Annotated in this window: 29 protein-coding genes; 15 read left to right on the top strand and 14 right to left on the bottom strand. The window is 71.0% G+C overall.

The window, feature by feature from the left end:
- Positions 1-16 precede the first annotated feature (16 nt).
- Positions 17-718 (top strand): NRDE family protein, encoded by a 702-nt coding sequence (locus ACIQLK_RS05145; protein ID WP_400363219.1) that lies wholly within the window; start codon positions 17-19, stop codon positions 716-718.
- A gap of 32 nt (positions 719-750) precedes the next feature.
- A complete protein-coding gene (locus tag ACIQLK_RS05150) occupies positions 751-1,389 on the top strand; it encodes a YdeI family protein (protein WP_400363220.1) in 639 nt (212 codons plus the stop codon).
- Here ACIQLK_RS05150 and ACIQLK_RS05155 read toward each other — a convergent pair.
- A complete protein-coding gene (locus ACIQLK_RS05155; protein ID WP_400363221.1) occupies positions 1,372-2,301 on the bottom strand; it encodes an NAD(P)/FAD-dependent oxidoreductase in 930 nt (309 codons plus the stop codon). The genes ACIQLK_RS05150 and ACIQLK_RS05155 overlap by 18 nt on opposite strands.
- A 67-nt stretch (positions 2,302-2,368) precedes the next feature.
- Between ACIQLK_RS05155 and ACIQLK_RS05160 the strand changes: the two genes are divergently transcribed.
- Both ACIQLK_RS05160 and ACIQLK_RS05165 read left to right on the top strand, forming a co-directional pair.
- Complete coding sequence (locus tag ACIQLK_RS05160) at positions 2,369-2,920, top strand: helix-turn-helix domain-containing protein (RefSeq protein ID WP_400363222.1); 552 nt, start codon at positions 2,369-2,371, stop codon at positions 2,918-2,920.
- A 31-nt stretch (positions 2,921-2,951) separates the two neighbouring features.
- Positions 2,952-3,530, top strand: coding sequence for a hypothetical protein (locus tag ACIQLK_RS05165; protein WP_400363223.1), 579 nt, complete (start codon positions 2,952-2,954; stop codon positions 3,528-3,530).
- A 3-nt stretch (positions 3,531-3,533) separates the two neighbouring features.
- Here the strand turns inward: ACIQLK_RS05165 and ACIQLK_RS05170 are convergent, their stop codons facing one another.
- Positions 3,534-3,905 carry a VOC family protein gene (locus ACIQLK_RS05170; protein ID WP_400363224.1) on the bottom strand — a complete coding sequence of 124 codons (372 nt, stop codon included), beginning with the start codon at positions 3,903-3,905 and terminating at the stop codon, positions 3,534-3,536.
- A 172-nt stretch (positions 3,906-4,077) separates the two neighbouring features.
- On the bottom strand, positions 4,078-4,710 hold the full coding sequence (locus ACIQLK_RS05175; protein WP_400363225.1) for a hypothetical protein: 633 nt from the start codon (positions 4,708-4,710) through the stop codon (positions 4,078-4,080).
- Positions 4,711-4,884: 174 nt separating this feature from the next.
- Here ACIQLK_RS05175 and ACIQLK_RS05180 point away from each other — a divergent pair, with 174 nt between their 5' ends.
- Together ACIQLK_RS05180 and ACIQLK_RS05185 are read left to right on the top strand one after the other, a co-directional pair.
- Positions 4,885-6,108 (top strand): DUF222 domain-containing protein, encoded by a 1,224-nt coding sequence (locus ACIQLK_RS05180; RefSeq protein ID WP_400363226.1) that lies wholly within the window; start codon positions 4,885-4,887, stop codon positions 6,106-6,108.
- Positions 6,109-6,127: 19 nt separating this feature from the next.
- Positions 6,128-6,385, top strand: coding sequence for a hypothetical protein (locus ACIQLK_RS05185; RefSeq protein ID WP_400363227.1), 258 nt, complete (start codon positions 6,128-6,130; stop codon positions 6,383-6,385).
- 3 nt (positions 6,386-6,388) lie between these two features.
- Here the strand turns inward: ACIQLK_RS05185 and pgi are convergent, their stop codons facing one another.
- Together pgi and aztA are read right to left on the bottom strand one after the other, a co-directional pair.
- Positions 6,389-8,071, bottom strand: a complete 1,683-nt coding sequence (gene pgi, locus ACIQLK_RS05190) for a glucose-6-phosphate isomerase (RefSeq protein WP_400363228.1) — start codon at positions 8,069-8,071, stop codon at positions 6,389-6,391.
- Positions 8,068-8,766, bottom strand: coding sequence for a zinc ABC transporter ATP-binding protein AztA (gene aztA, locus ACIQLK_RS05195; protein WP_400363229.1), 699 nt, complete (start codon positions 8,764-8,766; stop codon positions 8,068-8,070). The genes pgi and aztA overlap by 4 nt, the downstream gene beginning before the upstream one ends.
- 54 nt (positions 8,767-8,820) lie before the next feature.
- Here aztA and aztB point away from each other — a divergent pair, with 54 nt between their 5' ends.
- The 4 genes from aztB to aztD are packed head-to-tail and all read left to right on the top strand — an operon-like array spanning position 8,821 to position 12,942.
- Positions 8,821-9,666: a zinc ABC transporter permease AztB gene (aztB, locus tag ACIQLK_RS05200; RefSeq protein WP_400363230.1), complete on the top strand. Its 846-nt coding sequence runs from the start codon at positions 8,821-8,823 to the stop codon at positions 9,664-9,666.
- Positions 9,663-10,847: a hypothetical protein gene (locus ACIQLK_RS05205; RefSeq protein ID WP_400363231.1), complete on the top strand. Its 1,185-nt coding sequence runs from the start codon at positions 9,663-9,665 to the stop codon at positions 10,845-10,847. The genes aztB and ACIQLK_RS05205 overlap by 4 nt, the downstream gene beginning before the upstream one ends.
- The gene (locus ACIQLK_RS05210) at positions 10,844-11,740 is read left to right on the top strand and encodes a metal ABC transporter solute-binding protein, Zn/Mn family (protein ID WP_400363232.1); all 897 of its coding nucleotides are present in this window, start codon (positions 10,844-10,846) and stop codon (positions 11,738-11,740) included. The genes ACIQLK_RS05205 and ACIQLK_RS05210 overlap by 4 nt, the downstream gene beginning before the upstream one ends.
- 23 nt (positions 11,741-11,763) lie before the next feature.
- A complete protein-coding gene (gene aztD / locus ACIQLK_RS05215; protein ID WP_400363233.1) occupies positions 11,764-12,942 on the top strand; it encodes a zinc metallochaperone AztD in 1,179 nt (392 codons plus the stop codon).
- 86 nt (positions 12,943-13,028) lie between these two features.
- Here aztD and ACIQLK_RS05220 read toward each other — a convergent pair whose 3' ends face one another.
- From ACIQLK_RS05220 to ACIQLK_RS05230, 3 genes are read right to left on the bottom strand one after another with little or no spacing between them, the layout of a single operon-like run.
- Positions 13,029-13,886: a hypothetical protein gene (locus ACIQLK_RS05220; RefSeq protein WP_400363234.1), complete on the bottom strand. Its 858-nt coding sequence runs from the start codon at positions 13,884-13,886 to the stop codon at positions 13,029-13,031.
- Positions 13,883-14,575, bottom strand: a complete 693-nt coding sequence (locus ACIQLK_RS05225) for a response regulator (protein WP_400363235.1) — start codon at positions 14,573-14,575, stop codon at positions 13,883-13,885. The genes ACIQLK_RS05220 and ACIQLK_RS05225 overlap by 4 nt, the downstream gene beginning before the upstream one ends.
- Positions 14,563-15,834: a histidine kinase gene (locus ACIQLK_RS05230; RefSeq protein WP_400363236.1), complete on the bottom strand. Its 1,272-nt coding sequence runs from the start codon at positions 15,832-15,834 to the stop codon at positions 14,563-14,565. Before ACIQLK_RS05230 ends, ACIQLK_RS05225 begins: the two co-directional genes overlap by 13 nt.
- A 103-nt stretch (positions 15,835-15,937) precedes the next feature.
- Here ACIQLK_RS05230 and ACIQLK_RS05235 point away from each other — a divergent pair, with 103 nt between their 5' ends.
- Together ACIQLK_RS05235 and ACIQLK_RS05240 are read left to right on the top strand one after the other, a co-directional pair.
- Entirely contained in the window at positions 15,938-16,768 is an 831-nt protein-coding gene (locus tag ACIQLK_RS05235; protein WP_400363237.1) for an aldo/keto reductase, read from the top strand.
- 2 nt (positions 16,769-16,770) lie between these two features.
- Entirely contained in the window at positions 16,771-16,920 is a 150-nt protein-coding gene (locus tag ACIQLK_RS05240; RefSeq protein ID WP_400363238.1) for a hypothetical protein, read from the top strand.
- Positions 16,921-16,923: 3 nt separating this feature from the next.
- Here ACIQLK_RS05240 and ACIQLK_RS05245 read toward each other — a convergent pair whose 3' ends face one another.
- The 3 genes from ACIQLK_RS05245 to ACIQLK_RS05255 are packed head-to-tail and all read right to left on the bottom strand — an operon-like array spanning position 16,924 to position 18,789.
- A complete protein-coding gene (locus tag ACIQLK_RS05245) occupies positions 16,924-17,715 on the bottom strand; it encodes an aspartyl protease family protein (RefSeq protein ID WP_400363239.1) in 792 nt (263 codons plus the stop codon).
- A complete protein-coding gene (locus ACIQLK_RS05250) occupies positions 17,712-18,551 on the bottom strand; it encodes a GNAT family N-acetyltransferase (RefSeq protein ID WP_400363240.1) in 840 nt (279 codons plus the stop codon). The genes ACIQLK_RS05245 and ACIQLK_RS05250 overlap by 4 nt, the downstream gene beginning before the upstream one ends.
- A gap of 25 nt (positions 18,552-18,576) precedes the next feature.
- Positions 18,577-18,789: a hypothetical protein gene (locus tag ACIQLK_RS05255; protein WP_400363241.1), complete on the bottom strand. Its 213-nt coding sequence runs from the start codon at positions 18,787-18,789 to the stop codon at positions 18,577-18,579.
- A 68-nt stretch (positions 18,790-18,857) separates the two neighbouring features.
- On the opposite strand from ACIQLK_RS05255, the gene ACIQLK_RS05260 reads away from it, so the two are divergent.
- On the top strand, positions 18,858-19,679 hold the full coding sequence (locus ACIQLK_RS05260) for an alpha/beta fold hydrolase (RefSeq protein ID WP_400363242.1): 822 nt from the start codon (positions 18,858-18,860) through the stop codon (positions 19,677-19,679).
- 2 nt (positions 19,680-19,681) lie between these two features.
- Here the strand turns inward: ACIQLK_RS05260 and ACIQLK_RS05265 are convergent, their stop codons facing one another.
- Together ACIQLK_RS05265 and ACIQLK_RS05270 are read right to left on the bottom strand one after the other, a co-directional pair.
- Positions 19,682-20,617: a DNA-3-methyladenine glycosylase family protein gene (locus tag ACIQLK_RS05265; RefSeq protein ID WP_400363871.1), complete on the bottom strand. Its 936-nt coding sequence runs from the start codon at positions 20,615-20,617 to the stop codon at positions 19,682-19,684.
- Between the two features lie 61 nt (positions 20,618-20,678).
- The gene (locus ACIQLK_RS05270; protein WP_400363243.1) at positions 20,679-21,395 is read right to left on the bottom strand and encodes a winged helix-turn-helix domain-containing protein; all 717 of its coding nucleotides are present in this window, start codon (positions 21,393-21,395) and stop codon (positions 20,679-20,681) included.
- Between the two features lie 419 nt (positions 21,396-21,814).
- Between ACIQLK_RS05270 and ACIQLK_RS05275 the strand changes: the two genes are divergently transcribed.
- Positions 21,815-22,114, top strand: a complete 300-nt coding sequence (locus tag ACIQLK_RS05275; protein ID WP_400363244.1) for a GNAT family N-acetyltransferase — start codon at positions 21,815-21,817, stop codon at positions 22,112-22,114.
- Here the strand turns inward: ACIQLK_RS05275 and ACIQLK_RS05280 are convergent.
- Complete coding sequence (locus ACIQLK_RS05280) at positions 22,111-22,443, bottom strand: hypothetical protein (RefSeq protein ID WP_400363245.1); 333 nt, start codon at positions 22,441-22,443, stop codon at positions 22,111-22,113. The two genes, ACIQLK_RS05275 and ACIQLK_RS05280, sit on opposite strands and share 4 nt — an antisense overlap.
- A gap of 120 nt (positions 22,444-22,563) precedes the next feature.
- Here ACIQLK_RS05280 and ACIQLK_RS05285 point away from each other — a divergent pair, with 120 nt between their 5' ends.
- Positions 22,564-22,821, top strand: coding sequence for a hypothetical protein (locus tag ACIQLK_RS05285; RefSeq protein WP_400363246.1), 258 nt, complete (start codon positions 22,564-22,566; stop codon positions 22,819-22,821).
- Positions 22,822-22,831 lie beyond the last annotated feature (10 nt).

The following is a 22,831-nucleotide window of genomic DNA, read 5'->3' on the forward strand; positions in this document are numbered from 1 at the left end:
GCGAAAGGCCGCAACGATGTGCACCGTGATCGTCCACGTGCCCGACGACCCCGCGGCGGCGATCCGCGTTCTGGCCGTCCGCGACGAGGATCCCGCCCGTGCATGGGATCCGCTCGGCGAGTGGTGGCCTGACCTCCCCGGCGTCATCGGCGTGCGCGACACCCGCGCGGGCGGCGCCTGGCTCGCGGCCGATCCGCCGTCCTCGCGCCTCGTGGTCGTGCTCAACCGTGCGGACCTGATCGACGACTCGCTCGCGACCGGCTCGCGCGGGCACATGGTGCTCGACGCCGCGGCCGGACGCGGGCTGCCCGAGGTGCCGCCGACGCACGGCTTCAACCTGCTGACGGTCACTCCGGGTCGCGCCCGCGTCGCGATGTGGGACGGCGAGTCGGTGCGCGCGGTCGATCTCGCCCCGGGCGTCCACATGATCGCGCACGACGACGTCGACGACCCCCGGACCGCGCGCATCGTCGCGTGGCACGACGCCTTCCCGGCACCGTCCGGCGACGACTGGATCGCCGAGTGGCTCGGCGCCCTCGAGCGCACGACCGCACTGCCTCCCACCGACGACCGCGCCATCATCCGCGACAACCGCCCGCACGGCTACCCGACGCTGTCGCTCCTCGTCTGCGCGGCAACGGTCTCCACGAGCGGCGCCGAGGTCGTGTACGGCGAGTTCGACGAGCCGGGCGCCTGGAACAGCCTCCAGCTGCGCTGACCGCGTCGGATGCCGGTGGTACCGTCGCGACCATGGTGGAACCGGCATCCGACCCGATCTTCTTCGCCTCGGCGACGGAGTTCGGCGACTGGCTCGAGACCCATCATGAGACGGCCGCCGAGGTGTGGACGATCTTCTACAAGAAGGGCGATCCGCGGCAGGGTCTGACCTGGGCCGACGCGGTGCCCGAGGCGCTCCGGTTCGGGTGGATCGACTCGGTCAGCCGCGGCATCGACGATGGCGCGCGCATCCAGCGGTGGACGCCGCGCAAGCCGCGGTCGATCTGGAGCGCCGTCAACATCGCGCACATCGAGCGGCTGCAGGCCGAGGGGCGGATGCATCCTGCAGGGCTCGCCGCGTTCGAGCGGCGGACCCCGGAGTTGTCAGGCGTCTACTCGCACGAGCAGCGGAATGAGCTCACGCCGGAGCAGGCGGCATCCCTCGCCGCGAACCCGGCCGCCCAGGCGTTCTGGGACGAAGCGACCCCGTCGTACCGGCGGGCCGTGGCGAACTGGCTGCAGAGCGCGAAGCGCGAGCAGACCCGCGTCGACCGGCTCGCGACGCTGGTCGAGGATTGCGCGGCGGGCAGGCTCGTGCCGTTCCAGCGGTACGGTGAACCGCCGGCGTGGCTGGCCCGCGCCGCCGCGGCCGCCTCAGCTGCGCAGGAGTGAGGCCGCAGCGGCGTCCTCCATCACGAGCGCCGCGTTGAGACCGGCCCCGGCCATCGAGCCCTGGCCCATCGAGAGCGGGACGTTGCCGAACGGGGTCACGACGTTGCCTGCGGCGAATACGCGGGGGTGGCTCGTCGCGCCGCGCATGTCGACACGCAGGCCCTCGCCGGGCTCGGTAGAGACGGCGAGATCGAGGTTCGCTGCGTAGTCCAGGTGCAGGCGCGGCGTCGGCGCGACGAAGAGCGCATCGATCGGGTGGGCGGTGCCGTCCGTCGTGACCGCCCCGGTCACGACGTCGTCCTCGGTGCGGAGTTCGACGACCTCGCTGTCGACGAGGCGGATGCTGCGGGCCGTGAGGCGGACCGCGGCTGCGTCGTCGATCGTGCCGAGACCCGCCGTGAACGCCGTGACGTCGTCGCTCCACTGCCGGACGAGCTCGATCTGGTGCAGGCTCGCGGGCGAGGTGGCGAGGACGCCCAGGCGGCGTCCGGCGACCTCGTACCCGTGACAGTACGGGCAGTGGATCACGCCGCGGCCCCACTGCTCACGCAGGCCCGGGACGTCGGGAAGGTCGTCGATGACCCCCGTGGTGAGGACCGCGCCGCGCGCGGCGAGCGTGCCGCCGTCGTATGCAACGGTGAGATGGTCGCCAGCGTCGTCGATCGAGGCCACGGTGGTGTCGAGGAATTCGACACCGTACGCCTCGGCTTCTGCCCGGCCGACGCGCAGGAGCTCGGCGGGGGAAAGCCCATCGTGACCGAGCACGCCGTGCATGTGCGCGGCGAAGCGGTTGCGGGGGGAGCCGGCGTCGATCACGAGCACGCGGCGGCGGGCGCGTCCGAGCATCTGCGCAGCGCTGAGCCCGGCGGTGCCGCCGCCCACGATGACGGCGTCATAGAGGGTGTCTGTCATGCCTTTACGGTCCCTCGATTCGTGCGGTTCCTGCAACATCGTTTGCGAAAGTGGCAAACTCGGGGGCATGGCGACGGATCTGACCCGGGTGGGACCGCGACTTCGGGCGGCGCGGCAGCAGCGCGGGTGGACGCTGGCCGATCTCGCACAGAAGGCGGGGATGTCGATCAGCACGCTGTCGCGCCTCGAGGCGGGGCGACGGCAGGCATCCCTCGAACTGCTGCTGCCGCTCGTCTCGGTCCTCGACCTGCGTCTCGACGACCTCGTGCGCGGGGAGCCCGTCGATCCGCGGGTGCGCCGCGCGACCGAGCGCCGGCACGGCATGGTCGTCGCTCCGCTGACCCTGGAGCACTCGCCGGTGCAGACCTACAAGATCCGGTACGCCGCGGCCTCCGCTGCTCCGCCGCCGAAGGTGCACGACGGCGTCGAGTGGTTCTACGTGCTGAGCGGCACGATCCGGCTGACGCTGGATGGTGAGGAGCACCGGATCGGCGTGGGCGAGGCAGCGGAGTTCGACACCCGTCTGCCGCACAGCATCAGTGCATCGGAGGACGGGCCGGCCGAGGTGGTGAGCATCTTCAGTGCGTCGGGCGAGCGCATCCACGTCCACGGCTCGTGACCGTGTCGGCGGCCGGTCGTACGGTGTCGCCATGAGAACCGACGAACTGTTTCTCGAAGCGGATGCCGCGTTGCGCTCCGTCATCGATCGCATCGATCCGGCCGACCTGGCGAAGCCGGCTCCGAAGGAGTGGACGTCCACTCCCGATCCCACCTTCCGCGACATCGTCTTCGCGCACGCCTACGACGAGGCCTGGGTCCCCGACGTGCTCGCCGGGAAGTCGCCCGCCGACGGTGACGAATTCCGGAACGCCGACCTGCTCGGAGACGACCCGATCGGGTCCTACGACCGCCTGAACGACACCGCGACGGCTGCGGTTCGGGAGGGCTCTGCGGCGACGATGTTCCGGTTCCAGTACGGCGACTACTCCGCCGAAGAGGGGTTCGCGCACCTGGCGACGTATCGCGCGTTCCAGGCGTGGCTGATCGCCAAACATCTCGGCATCCCGTTCCACCTGTCTCCCGAGCTCATCGCGGGGCTGAACGAGAACGTCGTCCCGAACGCCGACGAGTGGCGGCAGTGGGGTGTGTTCCCACCCGCGATCGAGCCGCCGGCCGACGCCGACGATGAGACGCGGCTGCTCTGCGCCGTGGGGTACTGGGAGCCCTGAGCATCAGCGTTCGTGGACGGCGAGGACATTGCCGGCGGGATCGCGGAACCATGCGATCGTCGGGCCGTGGCCTCGCATGATGCCCTTCGAATCGGTGGGCATGTCGTCGTAGATCGCGGTCTGCACACCCTTCGCGTTGAGATCGTCGACAGCGGCGTCGACATCGTCGACGGGGAAGTTCAGGATCGTGAAGCTCGCGGGCTCGTGGTGCGGCTTGCCGTAGATGAGCACCGTGCCGCCTGACGCGAGGTTCAGGTGGAGGAAGCCGCTGTCGAGCGTCGACACGTCGAGGCCGAGGGTGTCGGCGTAGAACGCTCGTGCGACGTCGAGGTCGTCGACCGCGAACCCGCTGTACGCGGCGTCGTTCTGGAACATGGTCGTCTCCTTCGTCCGGGGATGCGACCAGGGTCGCGCTCTGCGCGGGAGTTGTCCAGGGAGAGGGTGCCGTTCCTCTGCGCTCGCGCGGAGATCTGCGCTCCCGCGGAGGCTCCGCGCCCCGAACGTCCGCGCGAACGCAGATCTCCGCACGGCGGCGGGCGGCGCACGGTCAGGAGCCCGGCGCGGGCTCCGAGGGCGACGAGTAGACCGGGACGGATGCCGGTCGCTCCGACGCGACGGCGAGGAGTGCCACGATCCCGAGTCCCAGTGTGCGGACGAGGAATCCGATCACGCCGAGCGCCGACGAGAGACCGACGAACTGGATGGCCGTGGCCTGGTCGGCACCCGCGACGACCACCAGGCTGAGCGCGTCGCATGCGACCGAGACGGCGAGGGCGATCGCCGGCGCCCACCGCCACGCGCGCGGCGCGACGGACGCGCGGCCGATCTGCACGACGGCGACGAGGCTCAGAGCGAGCGGAACGAAGGTGGATACCTCCCACGGGATGAGCGGGATGGGGTTCATGGGGTCCTGGAACAGGCCGACGATCCGCAACGCCAGGGGCCAGAGGGCGACGAGCGCGAGCGTGATCATCCCGAGGGGGCGACGAGCGACCACGCTGTCGCGGGGTGACGTGCCGATCGCGAAAACGAGAACCGCAGCCGCCCAGAGCAGGTCGACGGAGGATGCCAGGACGTCGGTCAGCGAAGAGCCCAGGGTGGCACTGAGCAGGATGCCGGCCACCCCGCACGCGATCAGTCCGGCGCCGCCGATGGTCCAGGTGAGTCTGCGTCCGCGCATGCCTGCACGCTACCGGGTGAGGTCGGCGGGCGGTGGTCAGGCGGCCGGGCTGCGGGCGAAGCTCGCCCGTCGCAACGTGCCGTGGGATGCGGTCGGTTGCGACAGGGGAAGGGGTGGATGCGGGGTCGGGCCGGTGTCGGAACCGATGTCGGAACCCCCTTCTAGTCTGGGAGTATGTCCAGCCCTTCCCCGTACGTCGATGAGGTCCCCGAGGGGATCCCGACGACCCTGGACTGGGTTGTGTTGAGCGCGGACATGGCGACGATCCACGCGGCGCAGCGGTATGCGTGCATCGTCGAGTTGTGGGATGACGCGATCCGCGCGGCGACCCGGGGTGAGGGTGCGTCGGTGCTCGTGGAACGGTCGGTGCGCCTCGAAGTCGCGTCGGCGTTGCGGATCACCGAGCACGCCGCGGGACGGTTGATGGGGGTCGGGCGCGCGTTGGTGACGCGGTATCCGGCGGTGTGGGAGGCGATGAGCCACGCGGACATCACCGACACCCACGCGACGCTCATCGTCGACGGGCTCGATGAGCTCGAGACGGTCCGGGGAGAGCTGGTGACCGAGGTGCTGACGCTGGCGGAGGAGATGCCGACCGGACCGTTCCGCCGCGCACTGCGGCGCATCGTCGACCGGGAACGTAAAGCGACCATCGCGGAACGTCACGCGGATGCCCTCACCCACCGGCACGTGCGCGTCGAACCCGGCGTGGACGGGATGGCGTGGCTGACCGCGCACCTCCCCGCGGTCGAAGCGCACGCGATCCACGGCAGGCTCACCGCGATCGCGAAGACCCTCGACGACGAACGGTCGCTCGATCAGAAGCGCGCCGACGTGTTCGGAGACCTGCTGATCGACGGGGAAACCGAATCCCTTCCCGACATCGTGCGCGGGATCCGCCCGACGGTCGCGGTCACGGTGCCCGCTCTCACGCTCCTGACCAGTGACGGCCCGGCCGCGCAGGTCGACGGCGTCGGGCCGATCCCGCTCGACCGTGCCCGCGAACTGTGCGGGGCGGCATCCGGGTGGATGCGGGTCCTCACCCACCCCGACACCGGAGTCGTCCTCACCGTCGGCCGTGAGCACTACCGGCCACCCGCAGACCTTCGCCGCCTCGTCAGCTGGCGGGCCGCCCGGTGCATGGCCCCCGGCTGCGGGATCCCGGCGGATCGGTGCGACATCGACCACACCGTCGACTGGCACCACGGTGGCCACACCGACGCCAGCAACCTCGCACCCCTCTGCCGTGGGCACCACACTCTCAAGCACCACACCGACTGGCAGGTCACAGCCCAACCGGGCGGCGCGCTCGAATGGACCTCACCCGCAGGCCGGGTCTACCTCGTCCACCCCGAACGCCGGGTCCCGCGGTTCACCACCGACCCACCACCGTTCTAGCGGTCGGTACGGTGGCTCCGTGGGGAACGAGACAGAAGCGCGCAGGCGAGCGCTGTGGGCGAAGCAGGATCGGCAGGTGAGGAACCGCAAGCCGCCGCGCCTCGCTGACGGTCGGCGTCTGATCCGGGTCTTTTCGGAGGACGGCACCGACCTCCCGCTCTGGGAGAACTCCACCGATCACGAGCCACGCTGGCGCGCGCGGGGACACGAGCTCGTCCGGCGTCTCCGCACTGAGCTTCACGGCGTCGCCGAGATCCGGGCGGAGTTCGTCGACTGACCCTCAGGCGCGGTGGTCGCGGTAGTACTCGAGCAGCGCCCTGGTCGAAGCGTCCTGCGAATCGAACGCGTCGCTGTCGCCCTCGATCGCGGGCGCGATCTGCATGGCGAGCTGCTTGCCGAGCTCGACGCCCCACTGATCGAACGAGTTGATGCCCCAGATCGCGCCCTGCGTGAACGTGATGTGCTCGTAGAGCGCGACGAGCTGACCCAGCACGGCTGGGGTCAGGGACGGCGCGAAGATCGACGTCGTCGGACGATTGCCGGGGAACGTCCGCGCCGCGACGAGCGCGCCGGTCGTGCCCTCAGCCTCGACCTCCTCGGCCGTCTTGCCGAACGCGAGCGCCTTCGTCTGCGCCAGGAAGTTCGCCAGGAACAGCCCGTGCACGTCACGGTCCCCATCGGTCAGTGCGTAGGCGGGGTTCGCGAATGCGATGAAGTCCGCCGGGATCAGCCGTGTGCCCTGGTGGATCAGCTGGTAGAACGCGTGCTGCCCATTAGTGCCGGGCTCGCCCCAGAACACCTCGCCGGTGTCGGTCGTGACGGGGGAGCCGTCCCACCGCACCGACTTGCCGTTCGACTCCATCGTCAGCTGCTGCAGGTACGCGGCGAACCGGCTCAGCTGCTGCGCATAGGGCAGCACGGCGTGCGACTGCGCGCCGAGGAAGTTCGTGTACCAGACGTTCAGCAGGCCCATCAGGACCGGCACGTTCTGCGCGAGCGGCGTCGTCCGCACGTGCTCGTCGACAGCGTGGAAGCCGGCGAGCAGCTCGCGGAACGTGTCGGGCCCGAACTCGATCACGAGCGACAGCCCGATCGCGGAGTCGACCGAGTACCGGCCACCCACCCAGTCCCAGAAGCCGAACGCGTTCGCGGTGTCGATGCCGAAGTCCGCGACCTTGTCGAGTGCGGTGGAGACGGCGACGAAGTGGTGGGCGACGGCATCCTTCTTCTGCTCGTCGCTGCCGTCGATGGCGCCCGCCGACGCGAGACCCTCCCACAGCCAGTCCCGCGCGAGGCGCGCGTTCGTCAGCGTCTCGAGCGTCGTGAAGGTCTTCGACGCGACGATGAACAGCGTCGTCTCGGGGTCGAGGTCCTTCGTCTTCGACGCGATGTCGAACGGGTCGATGTTCGAGACGAAGCGCGCCGAGATGCCGGCATCCGCATACGGCTCCAGGGCCGCCGAGATCATCACCGGGCCGAGGTCCGAGCCGCCGATGCCGATGTTGACGACCGTCTCGACCTTCTTACCCGTGATGCCGGTGAACTCGCCCGACCGCACCCGACCGGCGAACTCCGCCATCGCGTCGAGCACGCCCTGCACGTCGGCATCGACGTCCTGGCCGTCGACCGTCAGCGACGGCGTCGCGTCGGCGGGTCGGCGAAGCGCCGTGTGGAGCACCGCGCGATCCTCGGTCGTGTTGATGTGCTCGCCCGCGAGCATCGCCGCGTACCGCTCGGCGACGCCGGTCTGCTCGGCGAGGCGCACGAGGGCGGCGACGATCTCGTCGGTCACGAGGTTCTTCGACAGATCGACGTGAAGGTCGGCGACGTCGTGCGTCAGCTTGGCGACGCGCTCCGGGTCTGCCGCGAACCAGCCGCGCAGATCAGGGGTGAAGCCGGCTTTCAGCGACTCGAGTTCAGCCCAGGCGGACGTGGTGGTGGCATCGATCGGAGCGTTGGTCACGCCTCAACGCTACTCACGTTCCGGCCCCTCCGCCCCCGCGTGTCGTCCGTGGTCGTCGCATCCACGATCCGGCCTGCCGCGAGCGTCACGACGTCGTCGACGTCGCCGAGCTCGCCGAGGTCATGCGTCACCACGACGACCGCCGCACCGCGGTCGGTCGCGACGCGCAGAGCGGATGCCGCGGCTCGTCGGGACGTGTCATCGAGACCGCTCGTCGGCTCGTCGAGCAGCAGGAGATCCGCCTGCTGCGCGAGGGCCTGGCCGAGGAAGGCCCGCTGACGCTGGCCCCCCGACAGGGCGCCGAGCGGACGCGCCGCATGGGGCGTCAGCCCGACCGCGTCGATCGCCTCGGCGACGATCGCCCGGTCGCTCCGCCGCAGCGGACGGAAGGCGCCGCGCTCGCGCCATCGCCCCATCGACACCAGATCCGTCACCGTCAGGGGCAGCCGCGCGCTGTCGGCGGTGTGCTGCGGCACGAGCGCGATCGCGGTGCCCCGGCGCACCTCGACGGTGCCGGACGTCGGAGCGCGCAACCCGGAGAGGACGGACATGAGGGTCGATTTGCCGGACCCGTTCGCGCCCACCACCGCGGTCAGCGCCCCGGCGGCGACGTCCAGGTCGACGCCGTCGAGGGCGCGATGATCCTCGATGTCGACGCGAACGCCGCGGAGGCGGATGACCGGATCCCTGAGCATCCGACCAGTATTGCAAATGAAAACCGTTCTCAATTACGTGTACAGTCAGGCACCGTGTCCCTTCTCCTCGACCCCTTCGCCGTCGCCTTCGTGCAGCGCGCCCTCGTGGGAGGCGCCCTCGTCGCCGTCGTCTGCGCCGTCGTCGGCACGTGGGTCGTCCTTCGAGGCATGGCCTTCCTCGGCGAGGCGATGGCCCACGGCATGCTCCCCGGAATCGCGATCGCCACCCTCACCGGCGTCCCGCCCGTCGCGGGGGCCGCCGTCAGCGCCGCCGCGATGTCGGTCGGCGTCGGAGCGCTGCAGCGCCGCGGCCGGCTCTCGGCCGACACCAGCATCGGCCTGCTCTTCGTCGCGAGTCTGTCGCTCGGCGTCATCGTCATCTCCGCCTCGCGCAGTTTCGCGACGGATGCCTCGGCCATCCTCTTCGGCGACATCCTGGCGATCGAGCGGGGCGACCTCGTGCTCCTCGCCCTCGCCGCGGCCGTGACCCTGCTGGTCGCCGCCGCGGGGCACCGCTCCTTCGTCGCGCTCGCCGTCGATCCGCGGCAGGCGCAGCTGCTCGGCCTCCGACCCCGCCTCGCCCACATCCTGCTCGTCGGTCTCGTCACCCTCGCCGTCGTCTCTGCCTACCAGGCCGTCGGATCGCTGCTCGTGGTCGGCATGCTCCTCGGCCCCGCCGTCGCCGCCGGATCCTGGACGCGCCGCATCGTGCCGACCATGGCGCTCGCCGCCCTCATCGGCACCGTCGCCGTCGCGGTGGGTCTGGTCCTGTCCTGGCACCTCGGCACCGCCGCGGGAGCCACCGTCGCCTTCACCGCCATCTGCTCGGGCGCGGTGTCCACCGGCATCCGCGCGCTCATCCGTACCACCCGCCCCGCCCTCGACGAAAGGACCGCATGAACCGTCGCGCCCCTCTCGCCCTCGTGCCCGTTCTCGCCCTTGTGCTCGCCGGCTGTCAGTCCGCGCCGGCAGCCGCCCCCGAACCGACCCGTGGCGGTCACGGCGCCATCGCCGGTGCGACCGAGCTCGCCGAGCCGGCGCTGCACCTCACGAGCGTCACCCCGACCGGAGACGTGCACCACCTCGACCTCCTCGACGAGACGAGCGAGACCCTCGGCGAGATCACTCCGCCGACCTCGCTGCAGACGGACGGACGGTTCCTCTACGCGGGCCGCGACGGCGGTGTCGGGATCGTCGACAGCGGCGTCTGGACGTGGAACCACGTCGACCACTTCCACTACTACGAGGCTCCCGCGGCCGTGCTGGGGGAGCTCTCCGGTGACGGCGAACCGACCGTCGTCGCAAGCGACCTCGGTGCCGGTGTGTCCTTCGATGGCGGAGAGGCGATGCTCCTCGACCTCGACGCGCTCAAGAAGGGCCGCATCGAGGAGCGCTTCCGGCTCGACGTGCCCGCCGGCGCCGGCATGGTCGTCCCCCTCCCGACGGGTGCCCTCGTGACGGATGCCGACGGTCTTCGATACGTCGATGCGACGGGCACCGACATCGAGACCATCGCCTGCGACGACCCGGCCGGCTCGATCGCCACCAACGTCGGCGTCGTCGTCGGATGCGCCGGCGGCGCGGTCATGGCGGTGACGGATGCCGACGGCACCACCTTCGAGCGGATCCCGTACCCCGACGGCGCCGAGGGGCGCGCCCTGTCGTTCGCGGCGCGCGAGAGCCGACCGACCGTCGCCGGTGCGACGGGCGGCGGGGCGTTCTGGCTGCTCGACACCCGCGAACGGGCGTGGAGCCGCATCGACGCCGGCGAGCCGCTCGCGCGGGTCGCCGCGGTCGACGACGCCGACCAGCACGTGGTCGCTCTCACGGAGAAGGGCGAGGTGCTCGTGATCGACGGCGAGAGCGGGAAGACGCTCGCCCGCTCGAAACCGCTCGTGGCGGCATCCCTCGCCGATCCCACTCTCGCGGCGGGCGTCACCCTGCAGATCGATGCGAACCGCACCTACCTGAACGGACCCGCCGAGAACGTCATGTTCGAGATCGACCACGCCGATTCCGCACGCATCGCGCGCACGTTCGACGCCGACGCCCCCGCCTTCGTCGCGGAGACGGGCCGATGAGGCGCGCGCTCGCCGCGGTCGTGGTCGCGGCCGTCGCGGCGCTCGCCGGGTGCGCCGCCGCCGGACCCGACCGCCCGACCGTCGTCGTGACGACCGACCTGCTCGGCGACATCACCGCGAATCTCGTGGGCGAGGAGGTCGACGTCGTCACGCTCATGCCGCGGGGCAGTGACCCGCACTCCTTCGAACTGTCGGCCCGCGAGGCCGCTCGCATGCGCACCGCTGACCTCCTCGTCTCGAACGGCCTCGGGCTGGAGGAGGGAGTGCAGAACCACGTCGACGCGGCGACCGCCGACGGTGTCGCCTCGTTCGTGGCCGGCGACCACATCGAGCCGCTCGACTACGCCGACTCGGACGCCGTCGACCCGCACTTCTGGACCGACCCCACGCAGACCGCCCGCGTCGTCGAGGCGCTCGCGCCGCGGCTCGCGCAGATCGACGGGGTCGAGGCATCCGTCGTCGAGAAGGCGGCCGCGACCTACCTCGACGAGCTGGCCACGCTGGATGCCGAGATGGCTGACACCCTCGGTGCGATTCCCGCTGAGCACCGCGCGCTCGTCACGAACCATCACGTGTTCGGCTACCTCGCGCGACGCTACGACGTGCGGATCCTGGGCGCCGCGATCCCCGGCGGGACGACCCTCGCCGCGCCCAGCGCGTCCGACCTGCAAGGCCTCGTCGACGCGATCGACGAGGCCGGGGTGACGACCATCTTCGCCGACTCCTCGCAGCCTGACCGGCTCATGCAAGTGCTCGCCGACGAGGCGGGCCGCGACGTCGACGTCGTCTCGCTGTTCACCGAATCGCTCGCCCCCGAAGGCTCGCCGGGCGGCACATACCTCGACATGATGCGACGCAACCTGCAGAGCATCGCCGACGGCCTCACTCCATGAGGCATTCCCTGGAAAGGAAACCCATGAAGAAGACCCTGCAGTTCGCCGCCCTGGCGGGTGGCGCTGCCCTGATCCTCGCGGGCTGCGCGTCCGCCGAGCGGCCGGCATCCGACCCGGCCGACAGCGCCGCGCAGACAGCGCCCGCCGGACCCCGCATCGCGGTCGCCTACGAGGGCGGCGTGCTCGTCCTCGGCGGTGACGACTACGAGAACCTCGGCGAGTTCGATTCCGAGGACTTCATCCGTCTCAATCCGGCCGGCGATGGTCGGCATGTGATGGTCACCACATCGAAGGGCTTCCAGCTGCTCGACGTGCAGGAGCCCGAGCTGACCGACCTGGTCGTTCCCGCGGACACCGCGGGTCACGTCGTCTCGCACGCCGGGAAGACGGTGCTGTACGACGACGCGACGAGCGACACGACGATCTTCGACTCCGCCGAGCTGGCGAAGACCGGCGACGCCCTCCCGGAGGCCGAGGTCATCCCCGGCGTCACGGCACACCACGGCGTCTCGGTCGAGCTCGAGGACGGCACCCTGCTGACGACCGTCGGCGACGACTCGGGGCGCACCGGCATCCGCGTCCTCGACGAGGACCGCAACGAGATCGCGACCAACGACGAATGCCCCGGCGTCCACGGCGAGGGAACCGCGAAGGACGAGGTCGTCGTGTTCGGCTGCGAGAACGGCGCTCTCGTCGTGAAGCGCGGCGAGATCACGAAGCTCACCTCGCCCGACGTGTACGGCCGCATGGGCAACGCGTACGTCTCCGAGAAGAGCCCTCTCGTGGTCATGGACTACAAGGACGACCCGGACGCCGAGGGGTACCTCCTGCGCAACATCACCCTGATCGACACCGAGGCGAACACGCTCGAGAAGGTCGCGCTGCCCGAGGGCGTCGAGTACACCTACCGCGGCGTCGGTCGCGGCCCGGATGCCGAGGCTGTGCTGATCGGGACGGACGGCAAGCTGCACACGATCGACCCGGCCACGGGCGAGGTCGTCTCGTCGCTTGCCGTCGTGGACCCGTGGGAGGGGCCGGCCGAGTGGCAGGATCCGCACCCGTCAGTGAAGGTCGCGGGTTCCTTCGCCTACGTGACCGACCCGGCCGACAGGGAGATCGTCGTCGTCGACCTCGACGCCGACACGATCGCGAAGACCGTCAAGCTCGACCACGTCCCGAACGAGATCGCCGCTGTCGGCTGACGCCTCACACATCACGAGCCGTCGCGGATGGTCGCTTCCCCGTTCCGGGGGCGACCATCTGCGACGGCTCGCCGCGTGCAGCGGGGCTAAACGCCGGGGCGGAGGGTGACCGTGCCGGCCGAGACGGTGGCGTCGATGGTGCGGGTGGCGCTCGTCGAGGTCTGCAGACGGTTGTCGAACGTGCCGATGGAGACGTCGGACCTCACGCGGTACGCCTCGTCAGGGAGGGACGCCACGAGGGTGCCCGCGCTGACGTCGACACGGACGTCATCGAGGGCCTCGCCGCGGAGGTCGGCAGTGATCTGACCCGCGCCGATGGTGAGATTCGCGCGCTGCACCCCGTCGACTGCGACGTCGGCATCACCGGCGCTGACATCGACCCGGACGTCGTCCGCGGTGCCGGTCACCGTCGCGTCGCCCGCACCGACCGACACGTCGAGGAGCCCGTAGGTGCCGTCTGCCGTGACCGATCCTGCCGCGACGTTGACGTCGGCATTCAGCTTCTGGTCCGCCATCTCCTCGGGGAGGGTCAACGTCGCTCGGTTATCGGTCGCGTCGAAGCCCACCTGCAGCATCCACCACGGGCGCGAGTTGGAAAGTGACAGCGTCTCGCCGCGTCGCTCGAGCTTCCAGTCGCGATTCCCGTCGACGGCGAGGATCGCCTGATCGACGTCCGCGTATTCGACGACGACGTGGCCGGCCGAGACATCGAGCGACAGGCCCGTGACGCCTGCCACATCGGCCGAACGTTCACCCTCGCCGCGATCCGCGGTCGCGTAGGCGATCGAGCCGATGCCCGACACCAGCGTCCCGAGCAGCAGCAGGCCGCCGAGCGACATGGCGATGATCGAGACGATCTGCGCGGACGCACGCCGCGGCTGCTGCGGCGGCTGCGCGTCGGGGGTCGGCGACGGCGTGGGAGGGGGAGTGAGGTCGATGCTCATCGGAGCGTTCCGTTCTGATCGGGATGGCCGGTGGCGGGTGGTGTGCCGTGTTCGAGGTGGACGAGTGCGGCCAGCACCCGTCGGTTGCCGTGCTCGTCCTGTTCGAGGCCGAGCTTCGAGAAGAGCGAGGTGATGTACTTCTCGACGCTCGCCTCCGAGACGAAGAGCGCGACGGCGATGGCCGCGTTGCTCTTGCCCTCGGCGATGAGCGCGAGGACGGAGCGTTCCCGGTCGGTGAGGCGCGACATCCGCTCGTCCCGCGCCCGTCGGGTCAGCAGCTGGGCGACGACCTCGGGGTCGAGGACCGTGGCGCCGGCGGCGATCCGGTCGATCGAGTCGAGGAAGTCCTTCACATCGGCCACGCGGTCCTTCAGCAGGTACCCGAGGGCCGCGTTCTGCCCGGTGATGAGGTCGCTCGCGTAGCGCTCCTCGACGTACTGACTGAGCACCAGGACGGGGAGAGACGGATGCTGCGCCCGCAGCGTCAGCGCCGCCCGGATGCCCTCGTCGGTGAACGTCGGCGGCAGTCGCACGTCGAGGATGCAGAGCTCCGGGGCGGTCTCGGTGACCGTCTCGACGATCCCGTCGGCGTTCGGCAGCGCGGCGACGACGGAGTGGCCGGCGTCCTCCAGCACGCGGACCAGGCCTTCGCGCAGCAGCGTCGAGTCCTCGCAGATCAGGATGCGCACGGGACCGTCACCTCCAGAGCCGTCGGCCCACCGGCCGGGCTGTCGAGCGTGGCGGTGCCGCCGGCGGCGAGCACCCGGTTCATGATCCCGTCGAGACCACCACCGGGGAGCACCCGGGCGCCGCCGATGCCGTTGTCCTCGACGCGCGCCCAGATGAGGCGCCCGGTGGCGGCGTCGCCGCGGCTGCGGGCCACGACGCGCACCTCGGTGGCGCGGGCGTGCTTGGCGGCGTTCGTGAGCGACTCGGCGATGACGAAGTACACGGCGGCCTCCGAGGTCGCGCTGCAGCGTTCGTCGAGGCGGACGTCGAGTGCGACGGGGACGTGCGATCGTGCCGCGAGGGCCGAGAGGGCGGCATCCAGTCCCCGGTCGTCGAGGACCGAGGCGTGAATGCCGCGGGCTAGCTGGCGCAGCTCGGTGATGGCCGCCTTCGTCGAGGTGTGCGCCTCGTCGATCAGCGCCTTGGCCGCGACCGGGTCGGAGTCGATCTTCTGCTGCGCCATGCCGAGGGTCATCCCGACCGAGACGAGCCGCGGCTGGACGCCGTCGTGCAGATCGCGTTCGATGCGGGTGCGCTCGACCTCGCTGGCCCGCACGGCGCCGGCCCGCTGGGCTCCCGCGGTGCGTGCCTGTTCGGCGAGGACGGCCTCCCGCGAGGGGACGAGGATCGACCGGGTCAACAGGTCGTCGAGGAGCGAGATGCCGAACAGGATGCCGAGGCTCACCAGGACCGTGAGGATGCCGCCCGCGACCGCCCAGCCGTCGGCGACGGGTATGCCGAAGATGGGCAGCCGCCCGCCCGCGGCGTTGCCGAGGGGCGAGACGGCGAGCCCGATGCCGGTGACGACGGCCGACGCGGCGCCGATGACGATCCAGCCGAGGACCGTCGCGATCGCGAAGCTGCCGATGCCCCGCCACATCGCCCCGTCGATGAACTGGAGCCACAGCGTGCGGAGGAATCCGCGGAAGCCCGGCTCGCCGCTCGTACGGATCGCCAGCGGCGGGATGCCATGCCCGTACAGACCCTCGGCCCGCTCGTGCTCGAGCCAGGCGCCGGCCCAGGCGAGGTAGACCGCGGCGATCATCAGGGGGATGCCGATGCCGAAGACGAGCGCGAGCCCCACACCGGTGCCGAAGAGGGTGACGACGGTGGTCAGGATGCCGATGCCCACCAGGGCGACGGCGGCGAGCTGCGCGAGCGCGCCGAGCCGTTGCAACGGCCGGAGCCGTCGCGGTGGCGAGGAGGTGTCGGAAGTCATGTCACCCACGCTAGGGGCGAGGTCCGCGCCCCACATCCGGGCCGTCCGGAGACCTCGGTTCGGGTTATCCCCCAAGGGTCCGGATCGGGCGTACGGTGGCGGAATGGTCAGCATCCCCACGGTCTCCCTCAACGACGGCACCGCGTTCCCGCAGCTCGGTCTCGGCACCTACAACCTGCGCGGCGAGGAGGGGACGCAGTCGATCGTGACCGCGATCGAAGGCGGCTACCGCCTGCTCGATTCGGCGGTGAACTACGAGAACGAGCGCGAGGTCGGCGAGGCCGTCCGGCGCAGCGGCATCCGTGATGACCTCCTTGTCACGACGAAGGTGCCCGGACGCGACCACGGGTACGACGAGACGCGTCGTAGCGCCGAGGGGTCGCTGGAGCGCCTCGGGCTCGAGCGCATCGACCTGTACCTCATCCACTGGCCGAACCCGAGCGTCGACAAGTACGTCGACACCTACCGCGCCATGGTCGACCTGCAGAAGGAGGGACGTGTCGGATCGGTCGGCGTCTCCAACTTCACCGAGCCGATGCTCGCCCGCATCATCGAGGCGACCGGCGTCGTTCCCGCGGTGAACCAGGTCGAGCTCCACCCCTACTTCCCGCAGGCGCACCTGCGGGCTTTCCACGCCTCGCAGGGCATCCGCACCGAGAGCTGGAGCCCGCTCGCGCGCCGGTCGGAGCTCCTGAGCGAGCAGGTGGTGACGGATGCCGCCGCCGCCCACGGCGTCACGCCCACCCAGGTCGTGCTGCGCTGGCACGTGCAGCTGGGGACCACCCCGATCCCGAAGTCCGCCGACCCCGCCCGCCAGGCCGAGAACGCCGACGTGTTCGAGTTCTCGCTGACGGATGGTGAGGTGGCCGCGATCTCCGCCCTCGAGCGTGGCCGGCTGTGGGACGGCGACCCCGACACCCACGAGGAGATGTGAGCATGGGTGGACTCGTCGGCTGGCATCTGCTGATCCTCCTCGGAGTCGTCGCGATGATCGCGCTGCTCGTCTGGGGGATCTACTGGATCGTGCGGCTCGCCGCGCGGCACGGCGGCGAGGACGCCGCTGACCGCCGCTCCCGCGTGGGCTGAGGGTCAGACGAGGTAGCCCCACCAGCCGTCGCGCAGGTCGAGCGCCCAATCCGCGTGGCGGAGCACCGGCATCCCGAGGATGAGCTCGAACGGCGGGTCGCCGGGGCGGGCGAGCCCGGCGATGTCGGCCACGGCGGCGATCGACGGAGCGAACCGGCGACCTTCGATGCTCACCTCCGGCAGCAGGACGAGCGGAAGCTCGTCCACGGCACCCGAGGCATCCGTCCCCGCCGCCTCGCCCGCAGGGTGGAAGTGTTCCGGATGCCGCGCCACGACACCCCGGTCGATGACGCTCACGCTCGCGCCCGAGTCCCAGATGGCCGGCCACGCGCCATCCGCCCAGGCGACCTCGACGTACGGATGCCCGCGCGAGGACTGCACCAGCGCGCGCCGCTCGTCCACGGGCGACTCGACGTCGAGGACGAGTTGCGCGTCGCTGAAGTTGAAGTCGAGCCGGTGGTGGCGGAGAACGTCGAGCCCCAGCAGCGAGGGCGCGGCGGGATTCGGTTCGAGGTCGAACACCGGCCGGTCGATCACGAGGTCGCCGATCCGCAGTTCACGCGCGGTGACGCGCTCCGTCGAGCCGGCGCAGGAGAACACCCCGCCGCCGCCCGGATCCTGCGGGGCGAGCCGCTCGAGCGTCTCCGTCAGAGGCCCGTCGGCGAGGCCGCTGCGCGCGCCGCCCGTGTCGACGATGAGGCCGTGGATCGTGCCGTCGATCTCGGCGACCACCCGCACGGCGATCGCGTCGGGCAGGTCCGGATCGGCGTCCAGGTCGAGCGGAATCCTGATCACAGCACCGGGATCTCGACGAGGCGGAACCAACGACCGGTCGGCTTCACGCGCGCGAGAACCGGAAGGAAGTGCGGGTCACTGACGTGCCCGTCGAACTCCACGTCGACGACGCCACGGTCCGACAGGACGTCGAGCGAGCGGAGGATGCAGGCTTCGACGAGGCGCTCGCCGTCGGGGGTCGCGGCATCCGTCGTCTCGGCCGTCAGCAGCGGGGTCTCGCCGTCAAGGTAGACGAGGGCCAGTGCGAGGACACGGCCGGTCGAATCCATCACGACGGAGGATGCCTCGGGGTCGATCTCGTCCCACAGGTCCTCGTTGAGCGCGTCGGCGAACCCGGTGGCGACCGGGCTCCAGGACGCGTGCGTCCACTCGTAGATCCGGGCGTTGGCTGCCTCGATCACCGCGCGGTCGACGGAACCGACGGCGATCGTCGCCGGACCTGCGCGCAGCGCGGTCCGCGCCGCCGTCGTCGTCTTCGCGGGCGGCACGATCTGGATCGTCCGCGCACCGAGCGCATCGGCGAAGGCGAGCCCCGGGTCGTCCACATACCCGCGTGTCATCAGGGCCAGCGGCGCCGCGCGGAGCGCCGCGAGGTGATGAGCCATCGCCGTCCCGATCCCTCGGCGACGATGCCCCGGGTGCACCACGACATCCACCCAGTAGCGGTCGCCGTGCACGCGGCTCGTCCACATGATCCCGACCGCGACGATCTCATCGGTCTCGGCGACCGCGGCGCGGGTGTGCTCGCCGCGCCACAGATCCGGTCGTAGCTCATGCCCCGCCAGCCACGCAGGAATGGAGGTCAGGTCCCTCTCGCGCAGCGGTCGGAACTCCACGGGCGGATCCTTTCGCGCGTCCACGTCAGAGCTGTGCGCCGTCGTCGTCGCGGTCGTAGATGCCCTGATTCCGCCCGCGGCGCGACTCGTAGGCGATGAGCCACCCGATCGAGATCGCCGCCGCCAGGACGAGCCCGACCCACACGTTCTGCAGAATCACCCCGAACACGATGCCGCCGGCGAACAGCAGAACCGTCCCGAGGATCCAGAACCCGCGTCCCCGCTGTCGCTGAGCCATGCGGCCAGCCTACGGTTACCGTCGCCCGGCGCTCGCGCATCGGACCGTAGGGCGTTACCGTGACGCGCATGAGGCTCATTCGTCCGGAGCTGGCCGACCATGTCGTTCACGCCAGCGTCGAACAGCCCGGGGTGGAGCGCCCCGTGCTCCTGTGGCATCACGGCTCCCCGCAGACCGGGGCCGTCCTTCCGCCGGTGGTCGCGATGGCGGATGCCGCGGGTCTCGACGTCGTCTCGATCGCCCGGCCGGCCTACGGGGGAGCGCCTCGCCTGCGCGAGCGGTCGGTACGGGACGCGGCCGCGCGGGCCGCTGACGTGCTCGACGCCCTCGATCTTCGGGACGTCGTGTCGGTGGGAGCCTCCGGGGGCGGCCCCCATGCGCTCGGCGTCGCCGCGCTCTCACCCGAGCGCGTCGTCGGCGTCGTCACCCTCGCGTCCATCGCTCCGTTCCGTCCCGGGGACGCCTCGTGGTTCTCGGGCATGGCCGATCCGTCCGCTCTTCGATCCGCCACGTCGGGGATCGCGTCGCGCACGGCCCACCTCGAGGTCGAGCAGTTCGATCCGACCAGCTTCGTCGAGGCGGACTACCGCGCGCTCGACGAGACGTGGGCCTCGCTGGGTGAGGACGTCGCGGCGTCCGCGCAGTGGGGGTCGGACGGCTTGGTCGACGACGACATCGCCTTCACGCGGCCCTGGGGGTTCGCGCTCGCCGACGTCGTCGCTCCGGTGATGGTCGTGCAAGGTGAGCTCGATCGCGTCATCCCGCCGTCGCACGCGACGGCGATCGCCGACGGCATCCCGAATGCGACGCTCCTGCGGATCCCCGCCGTCGGACACGTCGCGGTCCTCGACCATCTGTCGACGGCGCTCGCTGCGCTCCGCGGCCTCTGACCTCAGCGGTTCCGGTGGTCCTCCGGCGCGAGGCGCGGTCCGCGGCGGGGCTCCACGACACCGCTCGCCCAGATGAGGCGGATGACGCGCTGCCGCTGCCCCCGCCACGGCTCGAGGAGCTCCGCCATGCCGTCGTCGTCGACGCGCGAGCCGGTCAGCGCGTACCCGACCTGATGGGCGACGTGGTAGTCCCCGAAGCTGACCGCGTCGGGGTCGCCGAAGGCGCGGATGCGGGCCTCGGCGCTCGTCCAGATCCCGACACCCGGCAGGCTCATGAAGACCCGATCACGGTCGTCCCCGGTCGTCGCTGCGACCGCGGCACGTTCGATCGACGGGCGGCGGCGCGCGGCGTCGACGATCGTCCGCGACTGCGGCGGTTCGAGACCGGCGCGATGCCACGACCAGCTCGGGATCATCCGCCAGTCGGCCGGCGGAGCGTACATCGGTCGCGGCGTCGGTCCGGGAGCCGGCTCGCCGTGGTGGGTGAGAATCCAGCGCCACGCCCCGAACGCCTGCAACCCGGTGACCTTCTGCTCGAAGATGCTGCTGACGAGCGCATCGAAGACGAGGTCCGTCGCACCCATCCGCAGGTCCGGGTGGCGCCGGTGCACGTCCTCGATGAGGGGATGCCGCGACGCGTCGAACTCGCCCGGGTCATCGTCCGCGCCGCACAGCCGCGGGAGCTGATCGAGCGTCCGCGCCGCCCCCGGTCCCCAGGCGGCCGCCCGGACGGTGCGCAGCCCGGGACGGATCGCGATGGTCGCGACGCCCTCGGGGGTGCGGGTCGCGCGCCAGATCACGCCGTCCGCGGTGGTCTGCGACGGGTCGTGCGCGCCGCGCTGCTGGTACCGGATGGCCCCCCGCACGTCGGTCGGGGCCTTCGGGTGGTACTCCGCCTCGAGTGGTTTCAGATGCGGGGACGGCGACGGATGCGGCATCCGTTCACGCAGTCCCGATCTCATGCCGACACCCTACGTCCGGGTGCCGACAGTCCGCTGATCAGAAGCGGTCGGGCGAGGGGGTGCCGTGACCGTAACGGATGACGACGTCGGCGTGCCGGTCGAAGCGGTAGCCGATGCCGCGGACCGTGCGGACGATGTCCTCGTAGCGGCCGAGCTTGGAGCGCAGACGCCGGACGTGCACGTCGATCGTGCGCTCGCCGGGGGCCTCGCCGTCGTCGGCGTGGCTCCACAGCGAAGAGACGAGCTCGGTGCGTTCGATCGTGCGGCCCTCGCGCAGGACGAGGTACTGCAGCAGCTCGAACTCCTTGAAGGTGAGCGACGCGGTCTCGCCGTCGATGTGCACACGGCGGCGGGAGATGTCGATCGTGACGCCGCCGGGAACGTGCTCGTCGAGGGGCTCCTCGGGCTTCGTGCGGGCGACGGCAGCGGGCTCGTGCAGGGCTAGACGGACGACGTCGACGTCGCGGCCGCCGGTGCCGACCGGAGCGAGGGCGACCGTCGCGTGGGTCTCGGCGGAGGGGGCGAGGTCGGCGATCGTGCGGCGGAGGGCGTCGACGATGACCGAGAGGCTGACGCCGTCGGCGGCGGCCTTGAGCTCGTCGAGACCGACGTAGAGGGCGAAGCCGCGCGGGGCGGTGCCGGCGGGCAGGCCCTTGGGTGCGGGGCGCTCGGTCGCAGGCGGGGTGGGGATGTCCTCGACAGCGCGGAGGTGACGGGGAGCGGCGGGTGCGGAGAGGAGAGCGGAGGTCGACATGGCGATGTCCTTCGAAGGGGAACCCGGAGCGGGACGCGGGTTCGAGAGTGTTGCGCGGGTGGCCTCGATAGGCCGATGTGCGAGAAACCGGCATCCGCGTTGTGGGCGGGCGTGCTGGAGTCTCGGGGGTCGGATCGCTGTGTTCAGAAACGGCGGCGCGACCCGGCGGGGATCACCGTGTCAGCGACACATTCGGCAACACATGACAACACGCTGCGGCATCATGATGCCGGCAGTTCCGTTCGCCTCCCGGGCGGACAGAGTGCGTGCGAAGTCAGTCATGTGGCCGATTATGACGAACCGCGTCGGGATGTGTCAAACCGCCCGCGCCCGGCGGCGTGTGCATGACGGAATGTGACAGATTGCTCAATCCGCCGGGGATCGTGTGCGACGTCCCGCGAGCGGCGTACCGTGAACGCATGAGCGAGCTGATCTTCACCGACGAGAAGGATGCCGCGCGGTACAGCCTGCACCGCGGCAAGGACCTCGTCAGCATCCTCGACTACAACGACGACGGCACGACGATCGCGCTGACCCGGGCGTACACGATCCCCACCTTCCGCGGGTCGGGGTACGCGGGGGAGCTCGTGCGCCGTGCGGTCGCCGATCTCGAGCGCCGCGGCGATCGCCGCGTCATCCCGGTCTGCTGGTACGTCGCCGATTGGTTCGACGCGAACCCCGGCCACGAGGCGTTGCTGAAGGAGCGGCGGACCGCCTAGGCCTCACCGGGACGCGGATCCCGGATCCTCCAGCCGAGCTTCTCGAGAGCGCCCCTGAGCCGGTCGGCCGCTGCGCGGGCGGTGTCCGTCGACTCGTCTGAGCACACGTCGATGGCCAGCGGCGGCGGGTCGGCGAACTTGGGGATCTGGACCTCCGCCCAGGCGCCGGGGGAGAGGCTCACACGCGGGTACGCGGTGCGCGCGTGCTCGACGACGCCGTCGCAGGCGAACGCGATCGTCTCGAGCGCGTCGGGTTTGGTGATGGGCAGATCGACGACGAGCGTCACCACGAACGGCCCGCTCGCCGTGTCCCGACCGTGTCCCGACATCCTCTTCCCTTCGTGGCGTCCTCCTCGTTCGTAGTCGTGCCGCACCGATGCGGTCAAGCCCGTGCGTCTGACGGTGCCGGGGGGCCACCATGAACGCACGACCACGACGAGGAGACGGCCATGGACGACCACGCAGAAGACCGGACGAGTGAAGCGGCGGCAGCCGGCGGGTGGTCGGAGGAAGACAGCTCCATCGTCGCCTCCGGCGGGGTGACGAACGAGCAGAAGGAGGCCGAGGACGACGCCGACCGCGGTCGGGGCGAGGGTGCTCCGATGCCGGATGCCGCGCCCGACCCGTTCGTCGAGAGCGCCGAGATCCAGCAGGGCCTCGATCCCGACGTGCTCACGGACGAGCAGGCGGACCGCCGGGCCGAGTGACCCTCCTCCG

It is taken from the genome of Microbacterium sp. NPDC091382 (assembly GCF_044757025.1).
GTDB lineage: Bacteria > Actinomycetota > Actinomycetes > Actinomycetales > Microbacteriaceae > Microbacterium.

Bases quoted from the DNA above. Each gene is read 5' to 3' on its own strand.
- ACIQLK_RS05150 (WP_400363220.1), top strand. From the start codon at position 751: ATGGTGGAACCGGCATCCGACCCGATCTTCTTCGCCTCGGCGACGGAG.
- ACIQLK_RS05275 (WP_400363244.1), top strand. From the start codon at position 21,815: ATGAGCGAGCTGATCTTCACCGACGAGAAGGATGCCGCGCGGTACAGC.
- ACIQLK_RS05265 (WP_400363871.1), bottom strand. From the start codon at position 20,617: ATGCCGCATCCGTCGCCGTCCCCGCATCTGAAACCACTCGAGGCGGAG.
- ACIQLK_RS05270 (WP_400363243.1), bottom strand. From the start codon at position 21,395: ATGTCGACCTCCGCTCTCCTCTCCGCACCCGCCGCTCCCCGTCACCTC.
- ACIQLK_RS05260 (WP_400363242.1), top strand. From the start codon at position 18,858: ATGAGGCTCATTCGTCCGGAGCTGGCCGACCATGTCGTTCACGCCAGC.
- ACIQLK_RS05255 (WP_400363241.1), bottom strand. From the start codon at position 18,789: ATGGCTCAGCGACAGCGGGGACGCGGGTTCTGGATCCTCGGGACGGTT.
- ACIQLK_RS05170 (WP_400363224.1), bottom strand. From the start codon at position 3,905: ATGTTCCAGAACGACGCCGCGTACAGCGGGTTCGCGGTCGACGACCTC.
- ACIQLK_RS05240 (WP_400363238.1), top strand. From the start codon at position 16,771: ATGGGTGGACTCGTCGGCTGGCATCTGCTGATCCTCCTCGGAGTCGTC.
- ACIQLK_RS05175 (WP_400363225.1), bottom strand. From the start codon at position 4,710: ATGCGCGGACGCAGACTCACCTGGACCATCGGCGGCGCCGGACTGATC.
- ACIQLK_RS05280 (WP_400363245.1), bottom strand. From the start codon at position 22,443: ATGTCGGGACACGGTCGGGACACGGCGAGCGGGCCGTTCGTGGTGACG.
- ACIQLK_RS05205 (WP_400363231.1), top strand. From the start codon at position 9,663: ATGAACCGTCGCGCCCCTCTCGCCCTCGTGCCCGTTCTCGCCCTTGTG.
- ACIQLK_RS05160 (WP_400363222.1), top strand. From the start codon at position 2,369: ATGGCGACGGATCTGACCCGGGTGGGACCGCGACTTCGGGCGGCGCGG.
- aztA (WP_400363229.1), bottom strand. From the start codon at position 8,766: ATGCTCAGGGATCCGGTCATCCGCCTCCGCGGCGTTCGCGTCGACATC.
- aztD (WP_400363233.1), top strand. From the start codon at position 11,764: ATGAAGAAGACCCTGCAGTTCGCCGCCCTGGCGGGTGGCGCTGCCCTG.
- ACIQLK_RS05285 (WP_400363246.1), top strand. From the start codon at position 22,564: ATGGACGACCACGCAGAAGACCGGACGAGTGAAGCGGCGGCAGCCGGC.
- ACIQLK_RS05220 (WP_400363234.1), bottom strand. From the start codon at position 13,886: ATGAGCATCGACCTCACTCCCCCTCCCACGCCGTCGCCGACCCCCGAC.
- ACIQLK_RS05210 (WP_400363232.1), top strand. From the start codon at position 10,844: ATGAGGCGCGCGCTCGCCGCGGTCGTGGTCGCGGCCGTCGCGGCGCTC.
- ACIQLK_RS05155 (WP_400363221.1), bottom strand. From the start codon at position 2,301: ATGACAGACACCCTCTATGACGCCGTCATCGTGGGCGGCGGCACCGCC.
- ACIQLK_RS05230 (WP_400363236.1), bottom strand. From the start codon at position 15,834: ATGACTTCCGACACCTCCTCGCCACCGCGACGGCTCCGGCCGTTGCAA.
- ACIQLK_RS05145 (WP_400363219.1), top strand. From the start codon at position 17: ATGTGCACCGTGATCGTCCACGTGCCCGACGACCCCGCGGCGGCGATC.
- ACIQLK_RS05165 (WP_400363223.1), top strand. From the start codon at position 2,952: ATGAGAACCGACGAACTGTTTCTCGAAGCGGATGCCGCGTTGCGCTCC.
- ACIQLK_RS05235 (WP_400363237.1), top strand. From the start codon at position 15,938: ATGGTCAGCATCCCCACGGTCTCCCTCAACGACGGCACCGCGTTCCCG.
- ACIQLK_RS05180 (WP_400363226.1), top strand. From the start codon at position 4,885: ATGTCCAGCCCTTCCCCGTACGTCGATGAGGTCCCCGAGGGGATCCCG.